At 52.6% G+C, this 16,768-nt stretch carries 18 protein-coding genes; 11 read left to right on the top strand and 7 right to left on the bottom strand.

Going from position 1 to position 16,768, the window contains the following annotated elements:
• Positions 1–336: 336 nt before the first annotated feature.
• From DPRO_RS16390 to DPRO_RS16410, 5 genes are all read left to right on the top strand, one after another.
• Positions 337–927 (top strand): hypothetical protein, encoded by a 591-nt coding sequence (locus DPRO_RS16390; RefSeq protein WP_097013032.1) that lies wholly within the window; start codon positions 337–339, stop codon positions 925–927.
• Positions 920–1,327, top strand: a complete 408-nt coding sequence (locus tag DPRO_RS16395) for a hypothetical protein (RefSeq protein ID WP_097013033.1) — start codon at positions 920–922, stop codon at positions 1,325–1,327. Before DPRO_RS16390 ends, DPRO_RS16395 begins: the two co-directional genes overlap by 8 nt.
• Positions 1,328–1,553: 226 nt before the next feature.
• A protein-coding gene (locus tag DPRO_RS16400; protein ID WP_097010545.1) for an IS3 family transposase occupies positions 1,554–2,719 on the top strand; the annotation gives its coding sequence in 2 pieces (ribosomal slippage) (positions 1,554–1,829 and positions 1,832–2,719; 1,164 coding nt in all).
• Positions 2,720–2,956: 237 nt separating this feature from the next.
• Entirely contained in the window at positions 2,957–3,925 is a 969-nt protein-coding gene (locus DPRO_RS16405; RefSeq protein ID WP_097013034.1) for an alpha/beta hydrolase family protein, read from the top strand.
• Between the two features lie 191 nt (positions 3,926–4,116).
• Positions 4,117–5,610, top strand: coding sequence for a sensor domain-containing diguanylate cyclase (locus DPRO_RS16410; RefSeq protein WP_097013035.1), 1,494 nt, complete (start codon positions 4,117–4,119; stop codon positions 5,608–5,610).
• A 58-nt stretch (positions 5,611–5,668) separates the two neighbouring features.
• On the opposite strand, the gene DPRO_RS16415 is transcribed toward DPRO_RS16410, so the two are convergent.
• Complete coding sequence (locus tag DPRO_RS16415; RefSeq protein WP_097013036.1) at positions 5,669–6,967, bottom strand: MBL fold metallo-hydrolase; 1,299 nt, start codon at positions 6,965–6,967, stop codon at positions 5,669–5,671.
• Positions 6,968–7,168: 201 nt separating this feature from the next.
• On the opposite strand from DPRO_RS16415, the gene DPRO_RS16420 reads away from it, so the two are divergent.
• The 5 genes from DPRO_RS16420 (at position 7,169) to DPRO_RS16440 (ending at position 12,057) form a co-directional block, all read left to right on the top strand.
• Entirely contained in the window at positions 7,169–8,194 is a 1,026-nt protein-coding gene (locus DPRO_RS16420) for a LacI family DNA-binding transcriptional regulator (protein WP_162291189.1), read from the top strand.
• A gap of 68 nt (positions 8,195–8,262) precedes the next feature.
• Positions 8,263–9,264 (top strand): C4-dicarboxylate TRAP transporter substrate-binding protein, encoded by a 1,002-nt coding sequence (locus DPRO_RS16425; RefSeq protein ID WP_097013038.1) that lies wholly within the window; start codon positions 8,263–8,265, stop codon positions 9,262–9,264.
• A gap of 54 nt (positions 9,265–9,318) precedes the next feature.
• On the top strand, positions 9,319–9,819 hold the full coding sequence (locus DPRO_RS16430) for a TRAP transporter small permease (protein WP_097013039.1): 501 nt from the start codon (positions 9,319–9,321) through the stop codon (positions 9,817–9,819).
• Complete coding sequence (locus tag DPRO_RS16435; protein WP_097013040.1) at positions 9,819–11,099, top strand: TRAP transporter large permease; 1,281 nt, start codon at positions 9,819–9,821, stop codon at positions 11,097–11,099. The genes DPRO_RS16430 and DPRO_RS16435 overlap by 1 nt, the downstream gene beginning before the upstream one ends.
• 16 nt (positions 11,100–11,115) lie before the next feature.
• Positions 11,116–12,057, top strand: coding sequence for a glycerophosphodiester phosphodiesterase (locus tag DPRO_RS16440; RefSeq protein ID WP_097013041.1), 942 nt, complete (start codon positions 11,116–11,118; stop codon positions 12,055–12,057).
• 109 nt (positions 12,058–12,166) lie between these two features.
• On the opposite strand, the gene DPRO_RS16445 is transcribed toward DPRO_RS16440, so the two are convergent.
• The gene (locus DPRO_RS16445) at positions 12,167–12,760 is read right to left on the bottom strand and encodes a LysE family translocator (protein ID WP_097013042.1); all 594 of its coding nucleotides are present in this window, start codon (positions 12,758–12,760) and stop codon (positions 12,167–12,169) included.
• A 120-nt stretch (positions 12,761–12,880) separates the two neighbouring features.
• Between DPRO_RS16445 and DPRO_RS16450 the strand changes: the two genes are divergently transcribed.
• Positions 12,881–13,756: a LysR family transcriptional regulator gene (locus DPRO_RS16450; protein WP_097013043.1), complete on the top strand. Its 876-nt coding sequence runs from the start codon at positions 12,881–12,883 to the stop codon at positions 13,754–13,756.
• A gap of 62 nt (positions 13,757–13,818) precedes the next feature.
• Here DPRO_RS16450 and DPRO_RS20155 read toward each other — a convergent pair whose 3' ends face one another.
• From DPRO_RS20155 to DPRO_RS16470, 5 genes are read right to left on the bottom strand one after another with little or no spacing between them, the layout of a single operon-like run.
• Complete coding sequence (locus DPRO_RS20155; RefSeq protein ID WP_157917532.1) at positions 13,819–13,983, bottom strand: hypothetical protein; 165 nt, start codon at positions 13,981–13,983, stop codon at positions 13,819–13,821.
• Between the two features lie 45 nt (positions 13,984–14,028).
• Positions 14,029–14,424: a CBS domain-containing protein gene (locus DPRO_RS16455; RefSeq protein WP_097013044.1), complete on the bottom strand. Its 396-nt coding sequence runs from the start codon at positions 14,422–14,424 to the stop codon at positions 14,029–14,031.
• 57 nt (positions 14,425–14,481) lie between these two features.
• Entirely contained in the window at positions 14,482–14,829 is a 348-nt protein-coding gene (locus DPRO_RS16460; RefSeq protein ID WP_097013045.1) for a P-II family nitrogen regulator, read from the bottom strand.
• Positions 14,819–15,628: a DUF1538 domain-containing protein gene (locus DPRO_RS16465; protein WP_097013046.1), complete on the bottom strand. Its 810-nt coding sequence runs from the start codon at positions 15,626–15,628 to the stop codon at positions 14,819–14,821. Before DPRO_RS16465 ends, DPRO_RS16460 begins: the two co-directional genes overlap by 11 nt.
• Before the next feature lie 18 nt (positions 15,629–15,646).
• Positions 15,647–16,414 (bottom strand): DUF1538 domain-containing protein, encoded by a 768-nt coding sequence (locus DPRO_RS16470; RefSeq protein ID WP_097013047.1) that lies wholly within the window; start codon positions 16,412–16,414, stop codon positions 15,647–15,649.
• Positions 16,415–16,768: the final 354 nt, after the last annotated feature.

Consider the following 16,768-nt stretch of genomic DNA (forward strand, 5'->3'; position numbering starts at 1 on the left):
GGCATTCAAGAGGTCGTGGGTTCAATTCCCTCCAGCTCCACCAATGAATTTTAAAGAGGTTGTCCAGTATTTGGATAACCTCTTTTTTGTTGTGGTATTATCCTGATAATAAGTTCGGTTCTTCACTTCCTTCAATGGTTGTTCGGGGATGGCTAGCAATGGCCTTTTGAACTTTGGAAAACGGTCTTTCAAAAAACATGTCAACACCCTGTTTTAACCTTTTTTCGCCCATTCTTATGCCATCCTCACCCGCTATCATTCAGAACAGAAAACCCGTGTTAGGCTTTCTGCCAAATCCAAAGTAGTCTCAAGCTGGGACAGAAAGGAGAAGGTGATATGGCTAAAAGAAATGTACAGCACATTGGTGACGACCAGTTGGCTTACGGGATGCCCAAACATATGGTTGGAGTCTCTACACAAGAGAGTTTGGTAAAGTTCAAGAGGGCAGAAGCAGGCTATGAGAGTAAGAATGAAAAACCGCCCAAAGATCCGAAAGACAATTACTACTGGACCGTCCATCCTAAGCCGAAAGCATGTGAGAAGTGCAAGGCTTTGGAAGGGAGGGAGTTTATAGAAAAACCTGAACGTCCTCATCCCAATTGCAAGTGTGAGATTAAGAAGCATCCGTTGCGGAGACCAAAACGATATATTAATGGATATTTATTGGGCCATGCTTGGCATTTATTTACTGGTGGGAAGCAGGTTGATATTTCGTTTGACGGTGTGTCGGGTGGGCTCTTATCTGGTGTTCATGTACAGAGCAACCATGGACATTCTGAACAGGTTGCTTGCATGCCGCATTCAAGCAATGCGACAACGCTCACAGTAGATCAAACATCCCCTGTCCCTTGGAGGATTTCGTTGATTGCTGTCGGCAATAACACTGCAGTTAATTATACGATTATATATGAGGATTGGGATGATTAGACAGAGTTTGGTAGTCGTTTGGGCTACAGCTGTTTTGTTTGTTTGCTTTGATCAGTCGGTTGCATGTGAAATTGATTTGCCATGCGAAAGCGTAAGGGAAATTGCCGTTTCACGAGGCATCATTCATTTGTCAGCAGGGAGGGAGGAAATTGTCTACGTGGCATGTGTTTATTTGAATGCTTCACAGACTGTTTTGCAAAAAGCCCTTGAGGATTGTCCTGATCAAACCATTTCAATTGTGGGGCATAAATTCAAGACGAGAATTCACCTCACAGATATATCAACCAATGGATCTTGGTTTAGCATTATTCGTTCTACCCCTGAAGAAGCTTTGAATGAGGGATTGAATTTTTGTCCGGAAAAAGTGAAGTCTTATCTTTCAGAGGCGGATGGTGGATAACCATCTTCAGCACAAAATCATCGCTTTTTGCCAAAATCTGTTGTTATTTTTGATAAATAACTAATAATTTCAGATTATAAAAGCCCACGCCTTGAATGGCATTCAAAAAGGTCGTGGGGTAAATCCCCCACCAACTCCACCACAGAATTATAAAGAGGTTAGAAGTGGGTTCAGGAAACTGGACCACGAGCTAAGGTGGACGTAAGAAGCCCAAAGGAGGCTTTTGATGTCCAGGAAAAGAAGGAACTTTACCGCCGAATTCAAGACCCGTGTCGCGTTGGATGCCTTGTCCGGCGAACACACCCTGTCCGAGCTCGCCAGCAGGTACGGCGTGCATCCCAACCAGGTTTCCCAGTGGAAGAAGCAGGCCAAGGAGCAGATCGTAGCTGGCTTTGCGGGCAAGGCCCAAAAGACCCAACAAAGCGATGAGGCCCGGATAAAAGAGCTTCACGCCAAGATCGGCCAGCTCACGGTGGAGAAGGATTTTTTGCAACAAGCCTTCGCAAAGATATGAGCTGCGAGCGAAGGCGAGACATCGTCGACAAGGGGCATCCGATGCTCAGTGTTCGACGGCAGTGCGAAATCCTCAAGCTGCACCGCTCAACGTACTATTACCAGCCGATCGGCGAGTCCGCGTCCAACTTGGCGCTCATGAAGCGCATCGACGAGTTGTTCCTGGAGTTGCCGTTCTTCGGCTCCCGGCAGATGCGCAACATCCTGCGCGATGAGGGCCATCAACTCGGGCGCAATCGCGTCCGGCGGCTCATGCGCAAGATGGGGTTGATGGCGGTCTATCAGAAGCCGCGAACCAGCCAGCCTCATCCGCAGCACAAGACGTATCCGTATCTGCTGCGCGGCAAGGCGATCACGAGGCCGAACCAGGTGTGGTGCGCCGACATCACGTACATCCCGATGAAGCGGGGCTTCCTGTACCTCGTGGCGATCATGGACTGGCACAGCCGCGCGGTGCTCTCCTGGCGGCTGTCGAACACCATGGAAGCGGACTTCTGCGTGTCCGCCCTGGAGGAGGCCCTGAACCGCTACGGCGTGCCCGAAATCTTCAACACGGACCAAGGCTCGCAGTTTACGAGCTACGAGTTCACACGGACGCTCCGGGAAGCCGGAGCCCGCATCTCCATGGACGGCCGCGGCCGCTGGATGGACAACGTCATGATCGAACGCCTGTGGCGATCACTGAAATACGAATGCGTGTATCTGCGGGAATTGGAAACGGGAAGCGAGTTGCGGCAGGCCCTGGCCTGGTGGATCGATTTCTACAACAACCGCCGCCCACACAAGGCGTTTGACGGCAGAAAGCCGATGGAGATATATCAGGAAGGCCCCAAGCCAGAGGGGGTACCCCCTCTGGCTTGGCCCCACAAGGCGGCGTAGCCTATGAAACTGTCCACCTTAAATTCGCCGCTGACTGGTCCAAGGAAGTGAACCCACTTCTGTTGTCCAGTTTCTTGGATAACCTCTTTTCAGTCAGTATCATTGACTCTTCATGATCATTTGAAAGATACAGCATCCACTTTGCCATTGTGTTTTTTGATAGGTGGACATCTGATATCGGTAGGATTAATTTAGTTTCGTGTCGATTCTTAAGCATCTAGTTTTCGGATGGTGATTATGAATAAGTGGTGTTTATTGGTTGTGGCCTTGGTGCTTATGCCAAATCTTGCATATGGTTCGATCGGTTTTACATCGATAGTGGATGCTTCCGAAGCAGCTCGCCCTCTTATGCTATCCATATGGTATCCATCTGATGGGGATCAGTCTGATATTATTGGAGGTAATGCTGTATTTCGAGGAGAGTACGCTGCTCTCGATGCAAAGGTAGTAGGCAAACACCCGCTTATCGTACTCTCTCATGGCGGCTTGCGGTCTACAAAGGATTCCGGCGCGTGGCTTAGTGCTGCTTTGGCGAAGGCAGGCTTCATAGTCATTGAAGTCAATGCGCCACGTCCAGAAAATCCGGCAATGGCAGTAGACGAGATATGGCAACGCCCACGCGATATCAGCCGGGCTCTCAGTGTGATTTTAGACAACGCAGCTTGGGCGGATCATATTGATGAGAAAAAAGTTGCCGTTATCGGTTTTGCCCTTGGCGGCACAGCGGCTTTGTCTCTTGCGGGTGCAGAGCTTGACGCTGAAAGGTATTATGAATCATGTGCTGATGCGGGCTCAATAGGAGCCGATTGTACGTGGTTTTCGTCCCATAACGTTGCTTTGAATCAGGTCGATCAGGACGAGTTTGAGCAATCCAGACATGATCGTCGTTTTACCTCTGCAGTGTTGATAGCCCCCGAGTATCTGGAGGCATTTTCGATTGAGAGTGGAATGGCATTGGCTCCAACGCTGTTGATTTCACTTGGTAGCCAGGAGATGAAGACGCTCAGACTTCCTCATGTTGAGAAAAAAGCAATCGACGAGGCAAATCGCTTAGATGCGTTTGCTGTGTGCACCGAGTCTGGACCTCAAATCTTGCTTGAGGAGGAGGGCGATGCTGCTCTGTGTGGTACTTCTCCCGAGGAACGTGTTCGCATTCACGCATTGATTGCAGATATGATTGTATCTTTTTTGGCTCGTAACTTCTGACAGTAGTCCCTCAATCATAATGTTATCCTTCCAACGGCTTCGTCCATCCATTGAGATTCGAACGCCAGGGCAGTTCACCAAGGCTCCCCACCCCGGCAAAACAAATTGAAGTTACGCAGATACTCGTTTATTGGAGGTGTGCCGAACATTCCGCATACTTTCAACTCCCAGGCAAATGAGCAGGCGATCAAATGGATATACGAGGAAGCGTACCCGGCGTACGTACCGGAAAGATTTCTGAGCTAAGTCCGCTGGACTCGGGCAAACACAGCCATCTTCTTGTCGCACTCGCTCGTGGTGCCGAAGCGCTCAGCAGCAGCAAGGGCTGGCCTGATGGCGTGTCTGAGCTGATCGCTGATCTGGGGCAGACCACGGGTGTCAGCCGTGTGTGGTTGTTTCAGGTGCTGGAGTTGACCGATAAGCACATGCTGATGAACTTTCCGTTTGAATGGGTGGATGAGAGTACGCACGCGCTAAAGAAAATGGGCCGGTACGACACCAAACACTGGAATTTTGAAACGTGTTCGGTCACTTATCGGACGCTGGTGGCAAGCCGCAGACGGAAAGAATGGCAGACGGCCATCATCCATGAGTTGGACGAGAGTGATTTCAAGGACTATCAGATGGATCAGGGTGTCCAGTCGACGTTGAGCGTTCCCGTGTATGTGCAGGGAGAGTGGTGGGGGCTGCTCGGTCTGGACGACAGCACGCGTCCATATCAATGGAAAGATGAGGAAATTTCTTTGGTGCGTATGGCGGCGCATCTCATCTCCAGTGCGGTTATTCTTGATCGACTGAACTCCGCCAACAGACAGTTCGAGATATTATCAAACCTGACGGAATCCAATGCGTGGGAGCTTGATATCAACAGCGGTTACTGCTGGTGCGATGCAAGGATCATTTCCGGAGTCAGCGGTCTGAGTGATAATGTGCACCTGTCCATTCTGCAGGTTTTGCGGCGCATTCATCCCGAGGATCGGGGCGGCCTCTTTTATTACCTGCGCAATCAGCTCAAACGCGGTGAACTGACCTTTCGTCAGGACATGCGTATCCTCCGCGACAACGAGTTTGTGTGGAGCGAAGTGATCGCGAAAATCAGTGTTGATGCCATAGGTCGGCTGCAGAAAATGGCTGGCATTGCCATTGATATCCCGGAGCGCAAGGAGAAAGAAGAGCAGCTATTCCGGGAAGCTAACCTGGATACCTTGACCGGAGTCGCCAATCGCGGGGCATTCGATAACCACCTGAAGCAGATGATCCGCATGTTTGCAGAGGACGGCATCCTGTTCAGTCTGCTTTTGATGGATGTGGATCATTTCAAAGCGGTCAATGACACATGGGGGCATGGCATTGGTGACATGGCACTCAAACATGTCTCGCAGATTCTGCAAAAGACCATGCGCGATGGCGATTTCGTCGCACGGATCGGAGGCGAGGAATTCGCCATGCTGGTGCGTTGTGTCGAGCCGGAGACAGCGGAAATGATTGGTGAGCGGATCCGTCACAATATTGAGGCTTCACCGCTTATCACACCGGAAGAAACGGTTCCACTGACTGTTTCCATTGGTATCTTCAACGTATCGAATGAATCCACACTGTCTGATTGTGAATCAATGCTTTCCAAGGCAGATGTCGCGCTCTACCAGGCAAAAAGCACCGGACGAAACAAGGTCGTGACCTGCTGAGAAAGCAAAGAGGCTTGGATGCACCTAATTCAATGATGCCTCCTGTAGTGCCTCTGGATCAGAACGTCTTGTCCAGTATGTAGCGTTTCCCTTCCTGTGCCAGAGGGAAAGGGGAGCTTTGCTGCGGGGAAGTGTGGTAGCCAAGTACTTTTCCAGGAATTGCTCGCTGCAAAGCTTCCACCTGCTTCCAGTGGGTGTGGACACTGTCAGGATTCTCGAAGTCTATTTCATGAAATACCAAGTCGCAGGGGGCGAACCACTGTGCGCTCAGTTCCGATTGTTTCAATATGGAGTTGAGCGTTTCGTCATACTTGGTGTCCCCGGAGTATCCGAAACCCTTTCCGCCTGCGGTGAATTTGAGGCCAATGGTTCCGTAGGGGAGTATGTGGTGATTCCAGCGGCTTTCGATGGTCAGGGAATCCAGAGCAAGGGGGACACCCGGTTGCAAATACTGGATGTTCACATGATCTATGAGGTCAGGAAACAGAGGTGTGTACAACTCCACAAGCAAATCGTAGGCATTCTCCGCCATGAGCAGATTCAGGGGGCGACCCGTTTTTCGGGCGCGGGCCAGGCAGGCTGTGACCCCCTGGACATGATCCTCGTGGTTGTGCGTGAACAGGAAGTGGGTGATGTCGTCCCAATGGATGTCGTGACGGGCAAGGGTGTGGGCCGGATAACCGCACGGGTCGATCCATACGACGTGATCATCAAAACGAACGATGGTATTAGCCGGCGTGTCGTAGAGTCCATTGCCGCAGCCTATGGGCATCACTTCCAAGCAGGTTCTGGGTGCGTTGTCCCGTTGGATGGTGCGCAGCAGGGAGTTTGTTTCTGCGTCGATATCAGTGCCGGGTTTCAACTCATGGCCGGAATAAATGACGACGCCGTTGTCGGAAACAGTGATATTGCCATCTTCACAACGGATGGAGAGTGCGCCCGTTGTGTAGTCCGGTTCGGCGACCCGGAGATGGAACCATCGGTCGAGCCAATCGGTCTTCACTATTGAAAGACGTTTTTCATCAAAGAAATAAGGGAAGATGTGCTCAAGGTGAGCGTGGAGTTGTGCGACATTTTGCCGTGTCCCCACATAGGTTTTGGGCGGGGCGTTCTTTTTTTCCGCGCTCCACAGGACAAACTCTTCGCCGGTTCTGTTGTCGCCGGCCATGGAGACTTCCCAATCCGGCACGACTACGATGTCGTCATGGATGTCGTGATCGCCCAGAAACTTCACTATGTCGGGCATGCTGCCAATGCGAACCACATTGCGTGCGGTTCGGACGATGTCCACATGCATGCCACCGTACTCTATGCGCTGTACGTGCTCCGACAGAGTGGTTAACCGGCTAGTTCTCATTGTGTGTCCTTGGCAGTGATGTATGTGTTTACATCGTTTGCGCTTTTTACCGTATTGAAACGGCTAATTCAAGCATTCTCAGGGGGTGTGCACGGTTTGCTATATTATATTTTTTCAATATGTTAACAAAATCGTCATGTGTTTGTTGACACAAATTCATCCTCGCTGATAGAGGAATGTAATCGTTTACATGGAGGGACTGTGAGTACAATTCTTGATGTTGCGCGTTTGGCAGGCGTATCGACTGCCACGGTGTCACGGGTGATCAATTCTCCTGATGCCGTGCGTGAGGAAACGCGCAAGAAAGTCCAGCGTGCCATGAAAACGTGCAACTACAAATACAATGCCCTTGCACGAGGCTTTGTCACCAAGAAATCCAATACGATCGGTTTGATCATCCCCAACATCGACAACCCTGTTTTTGCCGAGTCCACACTGGGCGTGCAGGAATATGTCGAGGAAAAGAACATCAAGGTCATTCTCGGCAATACCTCGTACCGGCCCTCCCAGGAGGAGAAACTGGTCAAGGTTTTGCGGGAGAGCCAGGTGGATGGTCTCATCATAACAAGTACCGATCCCACAGGGCCACTTGTGCAGGCCCTTGTTGACGAAGGGTTTCCCTTCGTACTCCTGTTCAGCACCATCAAGGGCGGACCGATCTCCGCTGTTGGTGTCGATAACTATCGAGGCGGCTATGTGGCTACGGAACATCTCGTTTCACTGGGCCACAAGCGTATCGGCATTATTTCCGGTAACTTCTCGGTAACTGACAGGGGGTATCATCGCTGGTGCGGTTACAGAGGATGTCTGCGCGATCATGGTATCGAGTATGACGAGAACCTGTTGGTCCAGACCGAATACTCCCTGAGCGGTGGCAGCAAATCCATTAAAACCCTGCTGGAATTGTCTGAACCGCCCACCGCTGTTTTCTGTTCAAACGACTATATCGCCCTCGGCGCCATGAAGGGTGCTCGCGAGATGGGGCTGCGCCTGCCGGATGATCTGTCCATCGTCGGCTTCGACGACATGCAGACTGCGTCCTACATGGTTCCGGCCCTGACCACTGTTCGTCAGCCCGCTTACGAGATGGGGCGTCGGGCTGGGGAGTTGCTTTTGCAACTCATCGAGGAGCCGGGCAACCCTGTTCAGGATATGATGGACACCAAACTGGTGATTCGGGAATCGACAATCTCCGCATCGCATGATGTGGATAAAGATAGTAAATAACTGGTATTTGGGGATTGAAAACCGTTGCGACTGAAACGTCTAACGAAAACCACACTGGAGGAAACAGTATGAACTTCAAGAAAACTCTCGCCGTTCTGTGTGCAGGCCTGGTCCTGACACTGGCAGTCGGCACCCAGTCCATGGCTGGGGACTACAAACTCACTCTGAAACTGAGTCATGTTTTCAGCCCGGCAGAACAGCTTTCCAAGTCCATGGATGCCGTTGCCGAGTCCATCCACGAAAGGACCGATGGGGCCATCAACATCCAGACTTTCCCGCAGGCACAGCTCCCCGCCTACAAGGAAGGCGTTGAGCAGGTCGTTCGCGGCGCCAAGTTCATCTCCGTTGAAGATCCGTCTTTCATCGGTGACTATGTTCCCGATTTCAAGGCTCTCTATGCTCCGATGCTGTACCGCAGCTTCGACGAATACGTGAAGCTGACCCAGACCGAGCTGGTTGCCGACATGAAAGCCAAGGCCGAGGCCCAGGGCATCAAGATCCTGGCTCTGGACTACATCTACGGCTTCCGTAACCTGATCACCCAGAAGGTCATCAAGACTCCTGCTGACCTCGAAGGCATGAAGATCCGTACCCCCGGTTCCAAGTCCTACATCGACACTCTGAACGCAATGGGCGCTGTTGCCACTCCGCTGCCTTGGGGCGAAACCCTCTCCGCAGTCCAGCAGGGCGTTGTTGACGGTCTGGAAGGTTCCGAGTTCACCAACATCGGCACCAAGGTCTACGAAGGCCCGACCAAGAACGTTGCCAATACCCGTCACATTCTCGGTACCTGCGGTGTCTACATCTCCACCAAAGTGTGGAATGACATCCCGGCCGAGTACCGCGCCATCATCGAAGAAGAGTTCACCAAGGGTGCTAACCACATGGTCGAACTGCTCAAGTCCCAGCACGGCGGTGTCGTGAAGGAACTCGAATCCTACGGCGTGAAGTTCAACGAAGTGGATGGCGATGCTTTCCGCGCAGCCCTTGCCCCTCTCTACGAAGAGCAGGAAGGCATGACTCCCGGCATCTTCAAATCCATCTTCTCTGAGCTCGACGCAATGAGATAAACAAACCGGTGGTGCATGGGAGTCTCACTCCCATGCACCGCTATTGGTGAATCCATGTCTGTAACACCCAAGACGATCCTTAAGAATCTCGACCTGATCATCAGTGGTTTTTTCCTGAGCATTACCGTGCTGGTGGTCATCGTCAATGTCGGGCTTCGCTACCTTTTTCAGGGCGGCCTTTTCTGGGCCGAAGAAGTGGCAACGACCTCCTTTATCTGGAGCGTTTTTGTCGGTTCCGCCGCTGCATACCGTTACAAAATGCACATCGGCATCGATATGGTATCGAGAATCGGGCCACCGATCTGGCGCAAGCTGGTTGCCGTATTCGTTGATATCATGATGTTCGTCATCAATGCGTACATCGTTTATCTCAGCGTGCTCTACATCAGGGCCAATGAGCTGAAGCGAACCCCGGTGCTCGATATTCCTGCCATCTATGTGAATTTTGCATTGACGGTCGGCTTCTCGCTGATGGCCGCGTATGCACTGTTTTTCTTATACCGGGACGTACGCAAGCTGTTCCGCAGTGAAGAAGAAGGGATAGGAGAAGTATAATGCTCACATTTCCTGTATCTATCGTCATGGTGCTGTACTTCACCAGTATTCCCATTGCCTACGCACTGCTGGCAGCGGGACTTGCCTATTTCACCTTTGGGGACGTGGGAACGCCGCCGGATCTGATCCTGCAGAAATTCGTTACTTCCACGGCCTCCTTCCCGCTCCTCGCCATTCCGTTTTTCATCATGGCAGGGGAGATCATGAACTTTTCCGGTATCAGCTCCAGCCTCATGAAGATGGCGGATGTGCTCACCGGTCACCTGCGCGGCGGACTGGCACAGGTCAACGTTCTGCTTTCCACGCTCATGGGCGGCATCTCCGGCTCGGCCAATGCCGACGCCGCCATGCAGTCCAAGATCATTGTGCCGCAGATGACCAAACGCGGCTACAGCAGGGCCTTTGCCACGGCAACCACGGCCGCTTCTTCCGCCATTGCTCCGGTTATTCCGCCGGGCATCAACCTGATCATTTACGCGCTCATTGCGCAGGTCTCGGTGGCGAAAATGTTCATCGGCGGTTACACCCCGGGTATTCTCATGTGCCTGGGCCTGATGCTGACCGTCCTTTTTATTTCAAGGAAGCGGGACTATAAACCATCCCGTGAGAAGATGGCTTCGCCCAAGGAAATCCTCCTGCAGGCCAAGGAGTCCATCTGGGGCCTGTTGCTTCCTCTCGGTATTATCGTCGGTATTCGTTTCGGCGTGTTTACCCCCACGGAAGCCGGGGCCATGGCCGTCCTGTTCTGCATCATCATCGGCGTGTTCTTCTACAAGAAGCTCAAGTGGGAGCATTTCCCCATTATTCTGAAGAATACCCTGCTGGGCACCAGCTCGGTCATGCTGATCATCATCGCCGCTTCTGTCTTTGGTCAGTACATGAGCTGGGAGCGCATCCCGCACGAGCTGACCAAGAGCATCCTGGCCTTCTCGTCTGATCCCTGGGCCATTCTGGTGGTTATCAATATTCTGCTTCTCGTCCTCGGCATGTTCCTTGAGGGCGGGGCGCTCCTTATCATTGTCGCACCGCTGCTGGTGCCGATCATGAAGACACTCAACGTGGATTTGATCCACTTCGGTCTGATCATGATCGTCAACATCATGATAGGAGGGATAACGCCGCCATTCGGCTCAATGATGTTCACCACGTGCGCCATTACCGGGGCAACGGTCGGCGATTTCGTCAAGGAAATCATGCCGTTTATCTTTGCGCTCCTGGTCGTGCTGGTGATTGTTACCTACATGCCCTCCGTGGTCATGTTCCTCCCCAACCTTCTTTAGTTGATAGGGGTACATCATGTTGTTGATAGGCCATCGCGGCTGCGCATATCCCGGGTATAACCAGAACACCATCCGTTCCTTCGAGAAAGTCACTTCCGAAGGCGTCCCGGCCATTGAGTTCGATGTTCAACTCTGTGCTGATGGCAGGCTGGTTGTGGTGCACAATCTGGACCTTGAAGAGGTCTCCACCGGTACAGGGGAAGTATCGAACACGGACTCGGCAACCCTGAAGTCGCTCTATGCCGGTAATCCCGAGCGGGGGAAAGATCGGATTCCATTCCTTGAAGAGGTGTTCGACTTCTTTGCCTCCAAGGAGCCGGGAGCACGTCCCGTCATCCATATGGAACTCAAGGGGAAGAATACCGGAACCAAGGCCGGAGAACTCTTCAATGCGTATGTCCACGCCGGAAAACTGGATGTGAACGATATGCTCGCCAGCTCATTCAATTGGGATGAGCTAAGAGCTTTTCGCGAGGTCTGCCCCACGGCGGGTATTGCCCTGCTCGACGGAGCCATTCGGCGTGACCGGTTGGTCGAGAAGACCGGCCCCCAAGGTGAAGCCCTCTTCGGTGAAGTCTTTGCTTACGGTAATGAAGATTACATGCTCCCTCGCTTTCCGGACCTTGCCGGTAACCGGGCATTGGTCGAAAAAGCGTGTTCCGATCAGGAATTGTCACGAATTCTGATTCAGGAGATACAGGCGTGCCTTGAAGGGCAGTACTATACGGATGAATTGCTGGAGACCGCCGTGGAGATGCAGGCGGCATCCGTCAATCTCTGGTACAAAACCACTTCGGCTGATTTTGTGGCCAAAGCACATGCTCGGGGGCTGGCAGTATTCGTGTATACGGTCAACACCCTTGCAGAATGGAAGGATATGCTGAACATGAAGGTGGACGGCGTGTTCACCGATTTCTACGCAGAGGCCAAACGGTCTATGGGCGACAGTGCCTCATGATCTGAGTGTACTGTACCAACGGTGAGGCCACGCCCTGACCCCTCGCAGACAATCAAAAGACCTCGGATCAATTCGCATCCGAGGTCTTTTTCGGTTGGCCGTAGAGAAGTTACAATGAGGTCAGCAGCAGATATGCGGCGCAAGCGCACAGGATGGAGCCCATGATCACATTGAAGATCTTTACCTTGCTTGGAGTAGTCAGAAAAGTGCGCAGTTGCGCTCCCATCATCGCCCAGACAGCAAGAGAGGCGTAACAGATAATGAAATAGAGGGCGGAAAAGATGACTAGCGGCGTGTAGGTGTTTGCTTCTGCGAACATGGAAATACCGGCAATGCATGCCAGCCATGCCTTGGGGTTGAGCCATTGCATGAGAAAGCCGTGCCTGAAACCGTGACACGGAGTTTCATCCAGGGTGAGGTCCGGGGCGGCAGAGGCTATCTTGTAGCCGACATAGATGATGAATGCTGCGCCTGCCAGCGAGAGGAATTTGAGGAGTGCGGGATAGGCGGTCACGATTTGCATCAGTCCGAGTCCCAGCGATAACAGGAGCAGAATGAACCCGATGGTTGCGCCCGAGACAAAAGGGAAGGTTCTACGAAATCCGTAGGCTGCGCTGGAAGCGACGATCGTCATGTTGACTGGACCTGGGGAAATGGACATTGTGAGCGAGAATACGCACATAGCAGTGAGAAGTGAGACCATCGGGGTTCCTGATTGTTAGAGTTCCATATTGAATGGAAAAGGTAGTGGGTAGATGGTTTCCAGTCCAATCGCATGATTGGATTTGATTGATAAACGCCGTGGATTACCGGAGTCGTTAACGTGGAATTGTATCAATTGGTGTCTTTTGTGGTCATTGCCGATGAAGGAAATATGACAAGGGCGGCAGAGCTTTTGAACACGAGTCAGCCGGCTGTGAGCGCTCAGATCAGGGCGTTGGAGGACGAGCTGGAAATCAGGCTTTTCCGGCGGACGCATAAAGGCATGGAGCTGACCCCGGAAGGGGAGCGCCTGAAAGCGCGGGCAGATACGATTTTACAGGACGTGGATGCCTTCAGAAATGAAGCGGAGCAGCTTCGGGGAACCGAGCACGGCACCATCGTTCTCGGCGTCAATACCGATGCGCACCTCCTGCGGTTGAAAGCGATCTATTCACAATTGGCACAGAGGCACCCTGAGATGTCGCTCGTGGTGAAAGAAACCATGAGTTGGGATGTTGTGGATGCGCTGCACGCCAAGACCATTGATCTGGGTTTTTCCTATACTGTCCCTGACGACAGCAGAATAGCGACTCATTCCCTTGGGGAAATCGATCTGGCTGTTGTGGCTCCTGAAGCGTGGAGAGACCGGATCGAGGGTGCTGGGTTAAAAGAACTCGCCACAATGCCATGGGTCTGGACCAGTGACCACTGCCCCATGAGTTTGGTGCTGTCCAGCCTGTTTGACGAGATCGGGGAAACGCCTATCAAGGCCGTTGTGGTGGATCAGGAATCGGCCATCCTGCGTTTGGTCGCTGATGAAGTGGGGCTTGGGATCATGCCTGCGCTCAAGGCGGAAACCGTGGCAGATAGTCACGGCCTGTTCACGGTGATGACCCTAGAGAAAAAGCTCGTTCTTCACCTGCTCATGTTGATGCGCCGAGCAGAGGAGAGAAGGGTGCGGTCCATGATCGATTGTATTGAACAAGCCTGGCAATAGCTGTTTGCCATTATTATCGACGCAAAGCGGCCCGGAGGATAACTCTTCCGGGCCGCTTTGTATCAGGTCTTGTAGTTGGGCTTGGGAGGCGGGATGTCGGCTCCACACCGCTTGCACGAAACGGTCTTGCCTCGCAAGTGCAGCTTGGTCGTCTGACTGTGCTTGCACTTCGGGCACGTGCGCTTGAGATCAAGCGCCGCCTTCAGCGATGCATAAAAATACCACATTGTAACCTGTCCTTTCCCTTCGGGCTTTGTCCAAAGGGATGCCTATTATAGCAGATCGTGTTCGTGGATCAAGGATTCAAGGGTTACCATGCCCACGATTTCCCCCATGTGCTCCACAGGTGCTCTGTGCAGGCCGATGCGGTGAATGAGGCGAATGGCATAGCGGATATCCATTTCTGCCGGGACAGTAATGATCGGCTTGGTCATGATTTCGTATACGCAGACGTCTTCGCCTTTCTTGTCAGGGACAATGACTCCCTGAACCAGGTCCATGATCGAGACAATCGCCCAGGCGTCATCTTCGCTGCGCTTATCGACCAGCAGTTCGGATACGCCGTATGTGCGCATCATTTCTGCTGCTTCCTTGGATGTAGCCATACCGTCAATGCACAGCACTTCCGTTTGCATGATATCTCTAACACGTGTGATCGGTTTGGTCATGGTGACTCCTTCAAATATTGATTCGGCAGATATGCCGTCCTTGATCCGAGCGATGGTCTAGAAATACTGGTCGCGGATTCGTTCCTTGAATTTTTCCATCTGGCTTTCCAGGCCGATGACATTCTCCACCGGGACGACAAAGGCGATGCCCGTGCCCGGCTTATCAAATTCACCGGCTACCTCAATGGCTTCCAGGACTTTTTTGACGAGATGTTCTTCGAGAATGAACATGACGATATCAGTCTGATCCTCAAGGGTCAGGCCGAAAAAAGTCTTTGCCTCGTGCATGCCGGTACCACGTGCGGAGATAATGGTCGCACCAGTGGCCCCGGCGGCCTTGGCGGCATCGACGATGGGGTCGGTTTTGTGCGTTTTTACCGGTGCGAGTACAAGCTTAAACTTCATTGACTGTCTCCTTGAAATTCATTTTTGCCGCAGCTTTTCTGTTTGCCGCCCACTGGGTGAACTGAGCGTAACCCATGACGGTAATTATTGGAAACAGGCTGGCGAATGCGATCAGTCCGAATCCGTCCAGCGCAGGGTTGCGTCCGGGGACCGCCTCGGACAAGCCCAGCCCAAGGGCCGCCACAAGGGGCACCGTGACTGTTGATGTCGTAACACCGCCGGAGTCATAGGCCAGGGCGATGATCTTTTTGGGCGCCATGAACGTCTGCAATACCACGATCACATACCCGATCATGATGTATACGTACAGGGGGGTGCCGGTGACGATGCGGTAAGCTCCCAGCGAAATGCCAAGCGCTACGCCGAGGGCCACCGTGATACGCAGTCCCCATTGGCTGATGACGCCACCGGATACCTCGGTCGCCTTCAGGGCAACTGCGAGCAGGGACGGTTCAGCAATGGTCGTTGAGAACCCGATCATGGCCGCAAACAGGTAGATCCACCCGTACGCCGTCCAGTCGGTGGGGGCGACATTGGAAGCTCCGTTGGTCAGGAACATCGGGTCAGACAGCTGGGCTGCCATGATCTTGCCCACCGGGAACAGGGCTTTTTCCAGGCCGATGAGGAACAGGGCCAGCCCGAGAACAACGTAAATGCCGCCGACAATGAGGCGGCGCAGGTGCGGAATGGGTTGGCGCAGAACGAAAAGTTGAAAACAGACAATCAGTCCGAGGATGGGCAGGATATCACGAAAGGTGGCTAATAACGTGCCCATGAATTCGTAGAAAAAAACTGTCATGTCGTACCTGCCTTTCTATTACCCGAATACAATCAGGCCGTATCCCATGACGAAAATCATGGGGAGTAGTGAAGCGAAGGCGATGAGCCCGAATCCATCAAGGAGCGGGCTGCGTCCTTTGATGATCGAGGCAAGGCCGACGCCAAGGGCTGCCACCAGCGGTACTGTGACAGTAGAAGTTGTCACGCCACCAGCATCGTAGGCGATACCCACGATTTCCTTGGGCGCGACAAGGGTCATCAGCATGACGATGATATAGCCGCCGATGATCAGATAATGAACCGGCCATCCTTTCAGGATGCGCAGTACGCCGATCAGAATGGCGATGCCGACGGAAAACGCCACCGACATCCGCAACCCGAGCGCATAGCTGGACATGGACTCCGCGCCAGGAGCGATGAGGTTGCCCTGCGCCGCGATACTGGCTGCTTCGGCCGAGACCGCGATGAGCGCCGGTTCGGCAACGGTGGTTGCAAAGCCAAGGGAAAACGCAAAGGTGAGCAACCAGAAAATACTTCCCTTTCTGGCAAGGGCGTGGGCCATGTTTTCACCAATGGGGAACAGCCCCATTTCAAGGCCCTGAATGAATAAAGTCAGGCCCAGTACAACGAGAATGCCGCCGAAGACGACATCGCCCAGATTGGGAAGGGGTTGCTGAAGAACGACAGCCTGGAAAAAAGCGATGACCAGAATAATCGGCAGAAGATCCTTGAAGGATGTCCACAGCTTGGTCGCAATAGCCCTGAGGATGACGGAGGTGCTGTATTTAGCGGATTTGCTGCTCATGCCATTATCTGTTTCCGGTTCGGTGTTGAGTGCTGACGCACGGGGGCTGCGTGCTTACAATGTATGTGCCAGAATTAGCAGGGAAAGATTGTTCACTCATCCATGGTGCGATAAATTTATACCCATTGTCTATACATTTCGTAATGTTGTCCGTGTTGATTTTTTTCAGAAACTCCTCCCATTCTTTGCTTGAGCTATACGTTCACTTGTATAACAGGGCTTAATATTTCGTTTTTTTCGCTTTTCCCGGGGCGAAATGCCCCGACTTCAGTTTGAAAAAAACTGTGAAAGCCCTTCATACCTAGAGACCTCTGCGCATCCCCTTTTCGCGTCCGTGCCTTGCGCTCCGCACCC

It is taken from the genome of Pseudodesulfovibrio profundus, assembly GCF_900217235.1.
GTDB lineage: Bacteria > Desulfobacterota > Desulfovibrionia > Desulfovibrionales > Desulfovibrionaceae > Pseudodesulfovibrio > Pseudodesulfovibrio profundus.